The organism is Hyphococcus sp. D3-15 (assembly GCF_055809375.1).
In genome coordinates, this window is the sequence record NZ_CM147910.1 from 3967183 (window position 1) to 3981147 (window position 13965).

Consider the following 13965-nt stretch of genomic DNA (forward strand, 5'->3'; position numbering starts at 1 on the left):
GACGCGCGTCCCGCGCGCGCCGTGATCAAGTTCATCCTAGATCAAAATAACCGCGCGCGAAACGCCGCATTCGTCACGACGCGCAAAGCCTGCTAGAAACATAAAAAAACAAGCCGGGGCGAAAACATCCATGTTTCGAACACTGAATAGCTGTCACAACACAGAAGACATGCGGCTGCTCGCCAAACAGCGCCTGCCCGGTCCGATCTTTCATTATATTGACGGCGCGGCGGAAGACGAAACCACCTATCGCCGCAACACCGAGGCCTATGAGGCATGCGACCTGGTGCCGAATGTGCTGGCCGGCGTTGAAAATGTCGACATGTCGGTGACGGTGATGGGCCAGAAGCTCGCCCTGCCGATTTTCTGTTCGCCAACCGCCCTGCAGCGCCTGTTTCACCCTGACGGGGAACGCGCGGTCGCGCTGGCGGCGGAAAAATTCGGCACGATGTTCGGCGTCTCGGCGCTCGGCACGGTGACGCTGAAAGAAATTGACGAATTAATCAGTACGCCGAAAATGTTCCAGTTTTATTTTCACAAGGATCGCGGCCTTAATGACGCCATGGTCGAGCGCGCGAAAGCCGCCAATTTCGATGTGCTGGCGCTGACCGTCGACACCATCACCGGCGGCAATCGCGAACGCGATCTGCGCACCGGCTTCACCTCGCCGCCGCGCCTGACGCCGCAAAGCCTGTTGAGTTTCGCGACGCATCCGTCATGGGCGCTCAACTATTTCATGAGCGGCGGCTTTGAGCTCGCCGAGTTGAAAGACTATGTGAGCGAAGGCTCGAATGTGGCGATCTCCATCGGCGAATATTTCTCCACCATGCTCGATCAGTCCATGGACTGGGACGATGCGGCGGCGCTGCGCGAACAATGGGGCGGCCGGTTTTGCCTCAAAGGCATTATGAGCGTCGATGATGCGCGCCGCGCGGCGGATATGGGCGCCGATGCGATCATGGTGTCGAACCATGGCGGCCGCCAGCTCGACGGATCGCGCTCGCCCTTCGATCAGATCTCCGAAATCGCCGACGCCGTGGGCGACCGCATCGACATTATCTGCGATGGCGGCATTCGCCGCGGCACCCATGTCCTGAAAGCCATCGCCGCCGGCGCAAAAGCATGTTCGGGCGGGCGCATGTATCTTTATGCGCTGGCCGCCGCCGGTCAGCCGGGCGTCGAACGCGCGCTGGGCAATCTCAAAACCGCCATCGAGCGCGACATGAAACTCGCCGGGGTTTCAAAAATCACCGACCTCAAACGCGACATGCTGCGCTGGCGCTAATTTTTGCGCGACTGAAAATAGGCGACAGCGAAAAGCGTCGCTTCCGCGGCCACAAGCCAGGGCGTAGCGCGCGCCACAAAGACATGCGCGTTTTCAACAAAAGAATGCAGCGCCGGCGCCTTGCCGGTGGGCGAAGCGATTGCGAACCAGTCAAACACTTTCAGCGCCGAGCCGTAAGTCCAGACCGTGATCGGACCGGAGACAACAAGGAACAGGACGGCGAGCGCGAGCAGGCAAAGCGAAACCAGCGCCAGCTTGTCGATGATCGCGTCGCGCGACGCTCGCCCGGCGAATAATCGCCAGCCGATCCATCCCAGTAATAAAGGCGCGGCGACTGAACCCTTGCCCACATGATCCCAGATCGCCGCGATCATCGCTTCGCGTCCCGCCGCCGGATCAATCGCCGCGCCGTTCATATAGAGCCAGACCAGCATGGCGAGCCCCGCAAAGAACAGCGCCAGCGAGACCAGTCCGGATTTTGCAGTCATGCTCGCGGATTTCATGCGGCGTTGCGATGTTGCAGGCGCGCGATCTGCGCGGCGAGCCAGTCATGATGGCGCTCAAGTTCGGCGATGAAGCGCCCGTCGCCGGGCGCCGCGTCAAGCGCCTCTTCGATCCACAATCGCAACACGCGCTCCTGCATCACCAGCCATGACAACAGGCTTCGTTCTTCGGAATGGGTGCGGATCATGTGACTCTCCCTGTCTAACGCTTCATCATTCAGCCAATCGAGCCTTCATCCTGAGGCGTGCGATTTCCTTCGTCCTTCGAGACGTCTCTGCTTTGCAGAGCCCCTCAGGATGAAGGAAATTGTGCGTCTCGAAGGATGAAGACGTCCAGCTCCAGTCACGCTTAAAACCCCTGCCGCCAACTGACCGCGACTTTGTAATTGCGGCCCGGCTGGCTGACGCCCGCTGCGATGATCTGGTAATCCGCATCGGTGACATTATCGGCGCCGAGATCGACGCGAATGCCTTTGAGCGGTCCGGCCATGGGCTGCCAGACGGCGTAGACATCACCCACCGTATAGCTGTCGCGGATTTCCGTCGGATCATTGACCTTGGTGAAGTCCGACGCGATCGACACCCGCGCGCCAAGGCGCAGATCCCCATTGAGGAATTTCAACCCGCCATCAAGAAACGCGGTGTCCGGCGCGAGCACGCCCACATAATCGCCGCTATCGGCGTCAACGCCGTCAATCGTCGCGAAATTGCCGCGCAGCCAGAAATAGCGGCTGTCATAATAGGCTTCGACCTCGACCCCATCGAGTTCGGCATTGGTGACATTCACATTGCGCGAGAAATTGCCGAAGGGCTCGCCCGAACCGCAGGGCGGCGCGCCGGGGAACAATTGATCCGGCGTCAGGAAGCAGGTGAAAGGAATGTTCACTTCCAGGTCGATGAGATTGTCTACATCGGATTTGTAATAGGATCCCTTGGCGGTGAAGCTATCGCCGTCAAACAGCACATTGTCGAAATCAACGCCGGCGCCGACTTCCCATGTCTGCGATTCTTCCGGCACGAGGTCGGGGTTCGGAATGAAGAAGTTGGTGACAAAAGCCGGCGGACCGAACGGACCGAACGGCCCCGGCACGGAGAGGTTCGGAATCTGGAAGTGCACATTATCGGCGTAGATTTCGTTGAAGGAGGGCGCGCGGAACGCCTCCGACCAGTTGCCGAAGAAAAGCAATTGCGGAACCGGCTTCCAGGTCGCGCCGATTTTCGGTGACACCGCTTCATCATTGGTGTCCGCATCGCCCGGCGCGGACGTTTCAAACCGGTCCCAGCGCACGCCGGGAATTAGCGTGATGACGCCGACCGGGGATTTGATCGCCAGCTCGCCCTGTGCAAAGGCGCCGTAGAAATTCGCCGTTGCGTCCGGCACGCCGCCGCGCGTGCCGTCGGTCGTCATATTGTCGCGCCCGGTCTGTTCGTCGCGATAGAATTCGCCGCCATAGGTGAGCGTGAGCGATGCGGGGCCGGATTCAAAACGCGAGCGGTTGTCGAAGGAAACGCCGAATGTCTCCACATCGCGGCTGACAATGCGGTCAGTATCGACCTCGTCTTCGGTCACCTTGTTGCGGGTGAAATAGGCGACGAGATTGGCGTCAACCAGATCCGATGACGGATTGTAGTTCACCGTCCCCTGCAGCGTGTTGGAATCGATATCGCGGAAAACATTTTCATTGCCCGCGCCGCCGACATTATTGCCCTGCGGGTTGTTGGGATCGACGCTATTGCCGCCATAGCGCATCCAGGAGGCCGACAGAGTCCATTCGTCGCTGGGGCGGAAGGTGGTTTTCAGCAGCGACGACAACACATCGTCATCAGCAGGCAAACTCAGCCCGCTGCCGAGGTCAATGTCGTTCGAGGTGCGGATGGTGAAATTGCCGACAATGTCGACGCGCTCGTCTTCACTGCGCCAGACGCCAGTGGCGCCCATGCGCCCTTCATCATTGACGTCCTGATAGCCGAGGGAAAGCTTGGCCGCTGCGCGTTCGCCGTCTTCGAGAAAGTCATCGGCGGTAATCGTCCGTACAGCGATCACTCCGCCCAGCGCGCCGGAGCCGTAAAGAGCCGATGTGGGTCCGCGCACCACTTCGACCGCGCGCACCAGATCGGGATCAGCGAAAAAACGGCCGTCATGGCCGGAGAGATAGCTCTGGCGGGCGCCGTCAAACAACACCAGCACGCCCTCGCCGGAAAGCCCGCGCACATCGGGGGTCATCCCCGCACGGCGCGGGCCCCCGCCGATCGCCGCCCCCGGCACGGCGTCGAAAATGTCCGCAAGGGTCGACGGGTTGAAATCCTCGATCACATCCTTGGGGATGACCGTCACTTCGCCCGCATAATCAAACGCCGGAATCGGGCTACGGGTCGCATAGACGCTGATCGTGTCGAGCTGGGCGATGGCGATATCGCCCGCATCATCCGCCGCTGCGCCGGTGATCAGCGCGGCCGAGGCCGCCGCTCCCATCAGAAGTCCCGATTTCACATTTCCCCGCTGTTTCGTCGCCCGCATGCCGCTTACCTACATTTCGTTAGTTGCAAATGATTCTCAATTACTGTTTGATAGCGCAGGAAAAATGCGATTGCAACTTAGAATCATTCGCAGTACTAATTTTTTCAACGAGCCGGGGGCGCAAATGCGCGGCGACGCCCCGGTCGCAGGAACGGCCCCTTTCCGGTCAACCGGAAGCGGCGTCACGCGCAGGACAAGTTAATCGGACCACCGGGGATCCTAATGACCGTAGTAAAAACGCTTTCTTCCGCCCTCGCTCTCGCCGCCTTCGCACTGGCCGGCTGCACCACCACGGCGACAGCGCCCGCCGCCGCAACCAGCGCCGCCGCGCCGTCCGGCAAATCCGCCGCCGCGCAGATGCAACAGGACCGCGAAGCCATCCTCGCCATGGCGGGCAATTACCGCGTGAGTTTTGATTTCATCGAGACCGTATCCTTTGACGCCGGTTACGAGCTCAAGGATCGCAAGCGTTCCGGCGGCAATGAGATTGTCCGGGTGATCGCCGATGACGGCGACTATATCAGCCTGCAGCATATTCTGGTGGTTGGCGGCGAAGAGAAATTTCCGGTCAAGCACTGGCGCCAGGACTGGCGCTATGAACCGGCGAGCGTTCTTGTTTTCATTGGCGGCAATGCCTGGGAGACGCGCAAGCTGACCAGCGCAGAAGCCAAAGGCAAATGGAGCCAGACCGTTTATCAGGTGGATGACGCGCCGCGTTATGGCGCGCTTGGCGCATGGTCACATGAAGACGGCGTTTCATCCTGGACGCCGCCGCGCGAATGGCGCCCGCTGCCGCGCCGCGATGCGACGACGCGCGACGACTATCAGGCGGTCGACGCCGTGAACCGTCACACCATCACGCCGCAAGGCTGGGTGCATGAGCAAAACAACACCAAGCTTGTCCTCACTGGCGAAAGCCCGCGCGCATTGGTGCGCGAGATCGGCGTTAACACCTATGTGAAGTTCGACGATTTCAACATCGAGACCGGCGACGATTACTGGGCCGCCACGGCGGATTTCTGGGCCGAAATCCGCGCCGAATGGGACCGTATCGAAGCGGCGCATCCGCGCTTCGGCCTGACCATCCAGGGCGAGCCGGAGGCGCTTTACAACGAGATCTTTTTGCTTGCGCAGGATGTCGTGGATGGCGAGAAAACCGCCGCCGCCGCTGCGCAAGCGGCGCGCGCCGTGATCGCCGAATACACGACAAGCGATATTGGCTCGCTGTCCTCGCGCCTGAACCCGGCTGACTAACCCTTCATTATTCCTGACGTGCGGCGGTATTCTCCCTGAGAATCCGTTCGCGCGGCCAGCGCTCGTCAGCCGCCAATCTCCCCCGGCCGTCTGGCGGGCGCTGGTTTGCCCCGATGGCCCCTGAGCGGTCTACCTGCGCCCCCTTCATACATGCCCGCCGCTGTGTTCCCCGTCACAGCGCGCGCCGGCGGGGCGGGGTTTACTCAACTCATGAAAACTGAAGCCTGAAAATGAACGCAATTTGAACCATCATCGGTCACAAGCGTTGGTTAGGCATAATCGTTGGTTCAAGGGAAAAAGCCGATGGCCAGACATGCAAGAGCGATCGTCAAAGACGAGATATTCTACAGCGACGACGGCGCAAGCCAGCAAGCCCCATGCGGGGAATACACAATCGACCGCCGCTGTGATTGCGTCCGGCTTTGCACCTGTAATGGCGACAACGCCTTCACCTTGTCCCTCGACGCATTCATCCAGCATCTGAGCGAAGGCCGCATCGCCGTCGTCGCTTAAGATTTTTCCGAAACAAAAGCGGCCCGCGCTCGCCTAGTAATCCAGCAAATGCGCCGGCGCGTTTTCATCAACCGGATCAATCGCAATGCGCCAACCCGTGCCGTCATTGCAAGCAGCCCCCGCCCATTCAAACCGGTCAGAATAAATATTCACGCGCTGCGTGAAATTGCGGCACAGAACCGGCTTGCGCATCGGCCCGCCCGCAAGCTCAAGCTCAGAGCCCGGCGCCTTGATCAGCAAATCCCCATACACATAACCGCGAACAACATCGCGCACGGCGATCAGCATCCAGTTCTGGTCGGAGACGCGGCCCACCACCTCTACGCCGGAGCCGGAGGGCAAGACTTCCGCGATCTTGTTTTTCGGACCGGGGCCAGTGCGGATGTTTGAATTGCGCGTCAGCACGTAAAGCCCGAGATCGGTTTCGACCATATGGGTCAGGTCAAGATCGCCGCGCGCCGATTGAAGGCGCTGGCGCGGATCGGCTTTCAGGCTGGCGATGGCGTAGGCGCCCGGCGTCACTGCGCCCACCGCCTTGCGGCCGCTCCAGCTTTGCGCGGCGCCGGTATCCATGGCGCGCGTGAACGCGCCCGCAAGCGCATCGCGATCAGCGCCGGAAAGCCGCGCCTCCGCCGGCGAACCGGCGGCATAGTTAACGGCGCCGTCGTCAAATGGCGCAAAATCGGACAGGCTCGAACACGCCCCGAGCGCTAGCGCCGCCAACAGCGTTAACGCCAATCGCACCGGACTTCCTTGCTGCTCGCCAGCCATTACGCACTCTCCTGATCAACCAATTCAAGCGACGGATTCTTTACCTTTGTTGCACACTCTGCACCACTTGTGGAGAGAGCGGCGATGACGGCGGGAGCATCACGGCTGAAGCAGTTGATGGAGACGGCGCGCATCGACAATGCCGATGCGCGGCGCACGCTTCTGCGCGAAATCACTGACATTTTCATCACCCAGCCGGACCGCCTCAATCCCGGGGAAATGCAGCATTTCGATGCGATTTTATCGTTACTGACCCGTGACGCGGCGCCGGCGCTGAAGCGCGAGATCGCCGAACGCCTCGCCGATGCGCCGATGGGGCCCAATGGCGCGCCGAAAGGCGTTATCAATGCGCTCGCCCGCGACGATATACATGTGGCCGCGCCGATCCTGCGCCGCTCCCATGCGCTGTGTGACGCAGATTTCGTTGCGATCATTCGCGATTGCAGTCCCGCGCATCAAAACGCCATTGCCCGCCGCCGCGAAGCGCCGGAGGCGATCACCGACGCAATCGTGGAACATGGCGATGAAGAGGCGCTGATCGCGCTCGCCAAAAATCAGGGCGCGCGGTTCAGCTTGCGCGCAATGCAAATGATGATCGCCCAGGCGCGGCGCATGCCGTCATTGCAGGAGCCGCTGACCGGGCGCTTCGACCTGCCGCCACAACTGCTCACGCAACTCTATTTTCTGGTCTCCACCAATTTAAAGAAAGACATCCTCGCGCGCTCCGACATGCTCGACCCGTCGCTGATCGATGTCGCCATTGTCGCCAACCGCCACCGCATTCTTGAACAGGCCCTTCGCGAGGCAAGCGACCAGCATTCCGAGGCGAAACAATTCATCGCCGAAAAAATGCGCGGCGGCGGGGTCACTGAAACGCTGCTGAACACGCTGGTCGCCGAACGCCGCCATACGGAGTTTGTTTTCGCGTTCGCGCATCTGGCCGGCGTCGACATGAACGCCGCACAGGCGATCTTGAAAGACCGCACCTTTGAATCGCTCGCCGTGACCTGCCGCGCCGCCGGGCTTGAGCGCGCAAGTTTCGCACGGATCGTTTTCAGCCTGCGCCGCGATGAAGCGTCAAAAGCCAAGGCGCTCCGCATTCTCGATCTCTACGCCAAAGTGCCGGCCGAAGCGAGCGAGCGCATTATGCGGTTCTGGCGCATGCGCACCCAGGCCGGACGCGATGCGGCCTTCATGAACTATCCGCCGGAAGATGACGAACCGCCAATGGAGCTGCGCAAGCGCGCGGACAGTTAAGCGCCCGGCGGGGCCAAGTAAAACGGTCCATCTCCACGCCTTCGATCCTTCGAGACTCAAAAATTTCTTCATCCTGAGGAGGCCATAAGGCCGTCTCGAAGGACAAAGAAATTTTTGCTCCTCACGATGAAGGCTCAAGCGCTTTGCCCAGCCTTTAGCATTCCCTAATCCAGAAAGGTCCGGCCGTCGCGATCCTCGATTTCCACAATCCACAGATCCGGATCGATCGAGGATTCCTTTTCAAGCCAGCGATCGATCTTCGCTTCGATATCGGCGGCGCCGGCATCGTCTTCAAACGGTTCGCGCCAGATCGGATTGCCGTCAAGGTCGCGGCTTTGGGTGAACAGCTTCACCGCGCCGGGCCCCTGATAGAGCTTCACCGCCACCGCGCCCGCATCGGGGTCGCCGCGCCGCACGATGACGCCAAAGGCGCCTTCATTCTGCGCGCGGCGCAATTGCGCGGACACGCGGATCTCGGTTTTCAGTCGTGCTTCGGTCATAACCGCGAAGCTGGCGCGGCTCATCGCATAGGTCAACTCGCTTCATCGCAGAATGCCCGCCTTCGCCTTGGCCGACCATGCCGGCGCCGTTAGGTTTTTCCACGCGCCTTGATCATTCACGCCGCGAAAGCAGGACTGATGACCAAACCGGACGAAACAAGACCGCTGACCGAACTTGAAGGCGCCGCCCTCGCCTTTTTGAAGCGTTCCGGTCCGTGCACCGCTTATGTGGTGAAAGAAGCGTTTCGCACATCCGCCTCGGAATTCTGGTCCGGCAGCGCCGGGGCGCTCTATCCGCTGATGAAACGGCTTGAGGCGCAAGGGCTGGTGGTTTCCCGCGAAGACAAAGACCGGGCCCGCGCGCGCCGCGACTTCACCCTCACCGCCGCCGGCGAAGCGGCGATGAAAGACTGGCTGCTCGACTCCCATCGCGCCGCCGGCAGCGGTTTTGACCCGCTGCGCGCACGATTGTGCTTTGCCGACATGATGAGCGAAAGCGAGTTTAAAGACTTCATCGCCGCGACCCTTGCGGAAATCACCCCGCCGCCCGCCTCCGAAAAGACGCCCCCAAAAACATCCGCCGAGGCGGCGCATCTCACCACGCTGCACAAATTATGGTCGCGCATGCGGGTCAACGCCCTGCGGTCATTTGCAAAAGACGCGCTGCCGGATCGCGACGCCGCGTCTTAAATCTTTATACGGAAGAAATGTCTAGGCGGCGCTGCGGCCGTTTTTGTCCGCTGAGGTGCGCTCGCGGCGGAATTGCGCCACCCGGTCGAGCTGGCTTTGAATATCGCCGCCGATGGAAATTCCCTCCCCCGCCATATCGGCAAGGGTTTTGCGCACCGGCAGCATCAGCCTTGCGACCGTGCCTTCGCCCGGCGCGGAGGACAGCTCAAGCGCGCCGCCATGGAGTTTCGCCAGCGAGAAGGCGAGCGACAGGCCAAGGCCGGAGCCCGGCGCGCCGCGCACGCCGCTTTTATGCAACCCGGTGAAGCGTTCGCCAAGGCGCGCCAGCGCCATCTGGCTCATGCCGACGCCGGTATCTGAGACTTCAAAGGCGACAGCGCCGTTTTGTTCAGTGACTTTAAGGCCGATCTCCCCGGCGGCGGTGAACTTCACCGCATTGGAGAGGAGGTTGATCAGGATCTGCTTCACCGCGCGCGCATCGAGCATGGTTTCCGGCAGGTCTTCGGCGATATCGAGGCGCAGAGCGAGCCCCGCCTTTTCCGCCTCGCCGCGCACCATCTCCGCACAGGCGCGGGCGAGCGGGCCCGGCTCTGCAAGGGCGGGCGAAAGCTGGTAACGGCCGGCGTCGAGTTTCGCGCGGTCGAGAATCGCCGAGATCAGATCGGCGAGATGGCCGCCGGATGACCGGATGTGACCGGCATATTCGCGATATTTGTCATTGCCAAGCGGCCCGAAGGTTTCGCTCTCCATCGCATCGGCGAAACCGAGGATCGCATTCAAGGGGGTTTTCAGCTCATGGCCGAGATCCGCGAGAAGCTCCGGCGAGACGCCCGGCTGCGGCGCGGCGCGGTCATCGCGCTCCGCCGCCAGTTCCGCCCCGCGCTCGCGCAACAAAGCGGTCAGCCTGCCGGCCCGGCGAGCGAGGATGAGTTCAGCGAACAGCGCCGGCTGGCCCGGCCGCAACAGCCGCAGGCAGGCCCGGTCGGCGGGGGCGCCGGTTTCGGCCAGCACCGCGCGCTCCAGCGCTTGTTTGACGCCGGCCCGGTCTTCGCGGGCGATAAAATCAGTGAGGGCGCGGCCCGTCAGGCCGCCTTCAGCGCCAATCAGCATCTCGGCCCCGGCGCTGGCGGCGAGGATCACCCCGTCCCGGTCCAGCTCCAGCACAGGATCGCCCGCGCCCGACCGCCATTGCGGCTGGCGGGGCTTCAAGCCTAGGAAAGATAGCAGGCGAAACGCCATGACACTCCCGGATCCGGCTCGGCGCGCCAGCACGGGGCTCAAGCCCGGACCAGCCATCCGATCTCGTTAACGCCCATTCACCATGCGCCAATCCTCGTTAACAAAAGATAAATCGCAATTATGGCGGAAATCATGGGATTGCAGCGCCTGACCGGTCGAATTTGATAATAATTTCGCTAGGATGCGCAGCGCAGTCTTAAAAACTGGGGCGATAAGGTGGCGGCCGCGTATAGGACCGCTATTTGGGAGAATGACTTTATGTCGCGTAAATTAATGGGGATGCGCAATGTCAAAGCCGCCGCCCCCAGGCAATCCCGCAAAGCACGGTTTCAGCCGCATGTTGCGGCCGTGGCCATCATCGCCGGACTCGCCGCCACCGCCGTTTCGGCGGACACGCTGGCCCAGCCAAAGGACACCACGCTGGAGCGTCAGGCCGCCAGCTATATCCGCTTTCGCGAAGACGTCGCCGCGCTTGAGGCGATGCCGTTCAACAGTGCGGAAATCACCCGTGAGGCGCATCGCCGGCTCGCGGCCCATGATTCGGAAGACCTTTCGGCCGGATGGGTCGCTTATGCGGCGCTGGTGGTCTCAGACCAGCCGGCTTTCGCCGAGGCGCTTCAGGGCGAACTGAAGAAAAAGCCGAACAAGCGCAAAGGCGAGCTTGGCGGCATTGACGGGCTGATGTCCAACACCGCGCAGGATCCGGGCTATTTGCGCAAGCTGCCCGGCGCCAATGATGCGGTGCGGGCGGTGCTCGCCATGACCGTTCAGGATGGCGCGCGCATCTCAGAGCTTGGCGAAGCCTTCAAGACGCAAGCCTACGCCATGCAGAAAACCAGCTGGGGCAAGCAGAAGATTTCGCCGAGCCAGAAGCGCATCGACGAGGCCGCCACGTTCGGCCGCAGCCGCGGGGCGCCCGCCGCGCCGCATTTCGCCCATAGCTCAAGCAAAGGCGTGCTGACGCCGGCGCTGGCCAGCGCGCAGGAAGAATGGTCCGCCGATTGGGGCGCCGGCGCGGAAGAAGGCAAGATGACGGAGAAAAATGCGGAAGTGATCGTCGATCGCATCCTCATGCTCGCCGCGCGTTATTCCACCGATACGCTGAACCCGAAAATCGTCGAGGTTTATGCCCAGAACACCAAGTCCGAGCGTTGCCTGTCCATGGCGAAGCTGACGCTCGACCAGTGCATCGCCGCCACGCGCACGCCCTATGAAGAGGCGTTCTGCCTTGGCGAGCATGGCTTGAAAGACGTTGCAACCTGCACCGGCTGGGTGGCCGGCGCCGGAGCAAGCTAGGCGGAACACACTCCGCATACGCATAAAGCTGCGCCTGGGAAAAAGGCCGCTCTTACGGAGCGGCCTTTTTTCTTTCCCGCCGCGCCGGTCACCCGGTCGGGCATGGCGCGCCATGTTTGTTCCAGATATCGAAACGGTTGAGAAAACTGGAATAGCTATGCGGCGGCGCGGTGTCGAGCTGACCGCCGCCGGGCCCGATCACATAGCCATCGGCGACCGCCCAGAACAGGCGGTAATCTTCGTGGAAATGCTCCTCGCGTTTCGCCGCCGTGGTCAGGTTTGACTTCATGCGCTGACACACCACGGCGGGCCAGCTTTGCGGATTGTCGTTGATCAACGCCGCCCAGTTGATGTTCTGCACCTGGGTCGGCGTGCCCCAGCGCCCTTCCGCAAAATCTCCCGCCGCGAGCTGGCAGTTTTCCGGCCCGCAAGCATGGCAGTTCTGACAACTGTGAATTTGCTGGTTCGGATTGAGCGCGCTTGGGACCATCACCACTTCCCCCTGGATGCCCTGATGATGGTCTTGAATCTTCGCCAGCGAATCCATGGCGTGACAGGACATGCAGCGCGCGCTTGATACAGACTCGCCGATGGTTTTCAGCCAGTAGCTCGAAATTTTATCAGGGGGCTGAATATAGGTGTTCAAGGTGAAATTCGGACGCGGCGGATAGCCAAGCTGCGCGGTTGGAAGATTGGCCGAGCCGGATGCGCCGGGGCGCACGGCGCTGGCGCCCGGCGCAGCTTTCGGCTCCTCCGTATTTATGTTCAAGGCGCCGCGCTGACGAATGATGCGTTCCGGACTGGTCAGCGGCGCTTTCGGCACATCGGGATTGGCCGGTCCGAGTTCGGGTTTCAACTGGGTGAAATGCAAGGCCAGCGTCCACACCGGATAGGGCGGCGCTGACGGAAACATCTTGTCCGGATTGATGGCGAGGGTCAGGCAGCCCTTGTCTTGCGAGGTGTCGACGCCGTTGATGTCGCAAGGTTGGTCCAGAACAACCGCAAGATAGTCGTCGCCATTGATCACCGACGAACCGAGCTGATAAGGCTGGCCATTCACATCCAGCCTGAAATTCCGCAGATCTTCACCGGCCAGATATTCGCTCATCTCCCCGGCCGGCATGCCCGTGAGACGAAAATGCACGGTCAGCCATTTCACGACCGAGATGTCGTAAAGCTTCGGTATTTTGCACGCGCCGTTTTCACACATGACGCTCTGCGAACCGATCGCGGTGCTGTAATATTGCAGTTGCGCAAGCTTTAAGGGCGTCAGGGCCAGCGGCGGCTGCTGTATATCGATATCGGGAAGCGTCGCCGACGAGCCAGCGCCCGGTGTTTGATTTGGCGCTTTGTTAGGCCCCTTGTTAGGCATGTCGAATTTTGCAAACTCATTCGCCCGCTGATCCAGCAGCACGGCTTTCGCTTCGCCGGTCAGATAGGGATTGGTGCGGATGTCTTCTTCCATCGCCCAGTCATTGATCTCTCGAATCGCTTCGGCCTTGCTCGCTGCATTGACCCGCTGGCGTTTATAATTTTGCGCATAGCAGGCGCTGATGCAGGCGCGCTGGTCGGCGTCCGCGCGGCAGGAGCGCTCGCAGGACGGGCCAAGCCCGCGCGACTGGGTGAGCGCGCTTGCTTGCGGTCTTTGTTGCGCGCCCTGTTGAGCATGCGCGTTTGCATTGATGAAAATGAACGCCGCAACAGCGAACATGGCGATGCGTGCGAAAAAATGGAACATGGAATCTCCCCCGAGATTGCTGAAGGCTTGAACAAAAAGGCGGCCCGGTTGGTGAAATGATGATGACCCGCCGCCTGCGGCGCAGATATGAAAGGCAATACAACAATAAAAAATGCATCTTCACGCAGGCGCGTTTGCGGCGATAATCCGTAAACGAACAGTCTCTGCGCGTCTTTTCGCCCGGCTGATTAAAATTACCGGGCGGAAAAACTTCGCCCGCCAGCGCAACCACGTCAAGGCGCATCAAGGCGCATCAAGGCGCGTGAGGCGGGCAAGCCAGGATCTGGCCCGAATATTGGCGCGCTTTCGCTTGGCCGCGCCCTTTCCCGACGTCGCTTGCGAAAAAACATCCGGTTTTCTTTGAAATCTGCGCCGGAATGGGTTATTGTGCAGCGCACACA

General features: G+C 61.2%; 13 protein-coding genes. 6 read left to right on the forward strand and 7 right to left on the reverse strand.

The features are described from left to right. Nucleotides 1-130: 130 nt before the first annotated feature. Entirely contained in the window at nucleotides 131-1285 is a 1155-nt protein-coding gene (locus AC0L8G_RS19080; RefSeq protein ID WP_473385763.1) for an alpha-hydroxy acid oxidase, read from the forward strand. On the opposite strand, the gene AC0L8G_RS19085 is transcribed toward AC0L8G_RS19080, so the two are convergent. The 3 genes from AC0L8G_RS19085 to AC0L8G_RS19095 form a co-directional block, all read right to left on the reverse strand. After that, nucleotides 1282-1773 (reverse strand): hypothetical protein, encoded by a 492-nt coding sequence (locus tag AC0L8G_RS19085; RefSeq protein ID WP_473385764.1) that lies wholly within the window; start codon nucleotides 1771-1773, stop codon nucleotides 1282-1284. The genes AC0L8G_RS19080 and AC0L8G_RS19085 overlap by 4 nt on opposite strands. Before the next feature lie 11 nt (nucleotides 1774-1784). Beyond that, entirely contained in the window at nucleotides 1785-1976 is a 192-nt protein-coding gene (locus AC0L8G_RS19090) for a hypothetical protein (protein ID WP_473385765.1), read from the reverse strand. A 161-nt stretch (nucleotides 1977-2137) separates the two neighbouring features. After that, entirely contained in the window at nucleotides 2138-4279 is a 2142-nt protein-coding gene (locus AC0L8G_RS19095; protein ID WP_473385766.1) for a TonB-dependent receptor domain-containing protein, read from the reverse strand. A 249-nt stretch (nucleotides 4280-4528) separates the two neighbouring features. Here AC0L8G_RS19095 and AC0L8G_RS19100 point away from each other — a divergent pair, with 249 nt between their 5' ends. Together AC0L8G_RS19100 and AC0L8G_RS19105 are read left to right on the forward strand one after the other, a co-directional pair. Continuing rightward, the gene (locus tag AC0L8G_RS19100; protein ID WP_473385767.1) at nucleotides 4529-5560 is read left to right on the forward strand and encodes a DUF6607 family protein; all 1032 of its coding nucleotides are present in this window, start codon (nucleotides 4529-4531) and stop codon (nucleotides 5558-5560) included. A gap of 303 nt (nucleotides 5561-5863) precedes the next feature. Further along, nucleotides 5864-6073, forward strand: coding sequence for a hypothetical protein (locus AC0L8G_RS19105; protein ID WP_473385768.1), 210 nt, complete (start codon nucleotides 5864-5866; stop codon nucleotides 6071-6073). Nucleotides 6074-6106: 33 nt separating this feature from the next. Here AC0L8G_RS19105 and AC0L8G_RS19110 read toward each other — a convergent pair whose 3' ends face one another. Further along, nucleotides 6107-6844 (reverse strand): SH3 domain-containing protein, encoded by a 738-nt coding sequence (locus AC0L8G_RS19110; RefSeq protein WP_473385769.1) that lies wholly within the window; start codon nucleotides 6842-6844, stop codon nucleotides 6107-6109. An 84-nt stretch (nucleotides 6845-6928) separates the two neighbouring features. On the opposite strand from AC0L8G_RS19110, the gene AC0L8G_RS19115 reads away from it, so the two are divergent. Continuing rightward, nucleotides 6929-8101, forward strand: coding sequence for a DUF2336 domain-containing protein (locus AC0L8G_RS19115; RefSeq protein WP_473385770.1), 1173 nt, complete (start codon nucleotides 6929-6931; stop codon nucleotides 8099-8101). A 164-nt stretch (nucleotides 8102-8265) separates the two neighbouring features. Here AC0L8G_RS19115 and AC0L8G_RS19120 read toward each other — a convergent pair whose 3' ends face one another. Beyond that, nucleotides 8266-8637, reverse strand: a complete 372-nt coding sequence (locus AC0L8G_RS19120; protein ID WP_473385771.1) for a DUF1491 family protein — start codon at nucleotides 8635-8637, stop codon at nucleotides 8266-8268. A 102-nt stretch (nucleotides 8638-8739) separates the two neighbouring features. On the opposite strand from AC0L8G_RS19120, the gene AC0L8G_RS19125 reads away from it, so the two are divergent. Further along, on the forward strand, nucleotides 8740-9291 hold the full coding sequence (locus tag AC0L8G_RS19125) for a PadR family transcriptional regulator (protein ID WP_473385772.1): 552 nt from the start codon (nucleotides 8740-8742) through the stop codon (nucleotides 9289-9291). Between the two features lie 21 nt (nucleotides 9292-9312). Here the strand turns inward: AC0L8G_RS19125 and AC0L8G_RS19130 are convergent, their stop codons facing one another. Continuing rightward, nucleotides 9313-10530: a sensor histidine kinase gene (locus AC0L8G_RS19130; protein ID WP_473385773.1), complete on the reverse strand. Its 1218-nt coding sequence runs from the start codon at nucleotides 10528-10530 to the stop codon at nucleotides 9313-9315. Nucleotides 10531-10788: 258 nt separating this feature from the next. On the opposite strand from AC0L8G_RS19130, the gene AC0L8G_RS19135 reads away from it, so the two are divergent. After that, complete coding sequence (locus AC0L8G_RS19135; protein ID WP_473385774.1) at nucleotides 10789-11826, forward strand: hypothetical protein; 1038 nt, start codon at nucleotides 10789-10791, stop codon at nucleotides 11824-11826. A gap of 88 nt (nucleotides 11827-11914) precedes the next feature. On the opposite strand, the gene AC0L8G_RS19140 is transcribed toward AC0L8G_RS19135, so the two are convergent. After that, nucleotides 11915-13564 carry a hypothetical protein gene (locus AC0L8G_RS19140; protein ID WP_473385775.1) on the reverse strand — a complete coding sequence of 550 codons (1650 nt, stop codon included), beginning with the start codon at nucleotides 13562-13564 and terminating at the stop codon, nucleotides 11915-11917. Nucleotides 13565-13965 lie beyond the last annotated feature (401 nt).

Coding starts and splice junctions, on each gene's coding strand:
- AC0L8G_RS19080 (WP_473385763.1), top strand. CDS start 131: ATGTTTCGAACACTGAATAGCTGTCACAACACAGAAGACATGCGGCTG.
- AC0L8G_RS19085 (WP_473385764.1), bottom strand. CDS start 1,773: ATGACTGCAAAATCCGGACTGGTCTCGCTGGCGCTGTTCTTTGCGGGG.
- AC0L8G_RS19090 (WP_473385765.1), bottom strand. CDS start 1,976: ATGATCCGCACCCATTCCGAAGAACGAAGCCTGTTGTCATGGCTGGTG.
- AC0L8G_RS19100 (WP_473385767.1), top strand. CDS start 4,529: ATGACCGTAGTAAAAACGCTTTCTTCCGCCCTCGCTCTCGCCGCCTTC.
- AC0L8G_RS19105 (WP_473385768.1), top strand. CDS start 5,864: ATGGCCAGACATGCAAGAGCGATCGTCAAAGACGAGATATTCTACAGC.
- AC0L8G_RS19110 (WP_473385769.1), bottom strand. CDS start 6,844: ATGGCTGGCGAGCAGCAAGGAAGTCCGGTGCGATTGGCGTTAACGCTG.
- AC0L8G_RS19115 (WP_473385770.1), top strand. CDS start 6,929: ATGACGGCGGGAGCATCACGGCTGAAGCAGTTGATGGAGACGGCGCGC.
- AC0L8G_RS19125 (WP_473385772.1), top strand. CDS start 8,740: ATGACCAAACCGGACGAAACAAGACCGCTGACCGAACTTGAAGGCGCC.
- AC0L8G_RS19130 (WP_473385773.1), bottom strand. CDS start 10,530: ATGGCGTTTCGCCTGCTATCTTTCCTAGGCTTGAAGCCCCGCCAGCCG.
- AC0L8G_RS19135 (WP_473385774.1), top strand. CDS start 10,789: ATGTCGCGTAAATTAATGGGGATGCGCAATGTCAAAGCCGCCGCCCCC.
- AC0L8G_RS19140 (WP_473385775.1), bottom strand. CDS start 13,564: ATGTTCCATTTTTTCGCACGCATCGCCATGTTCGCTGTTGCGGCGTTC.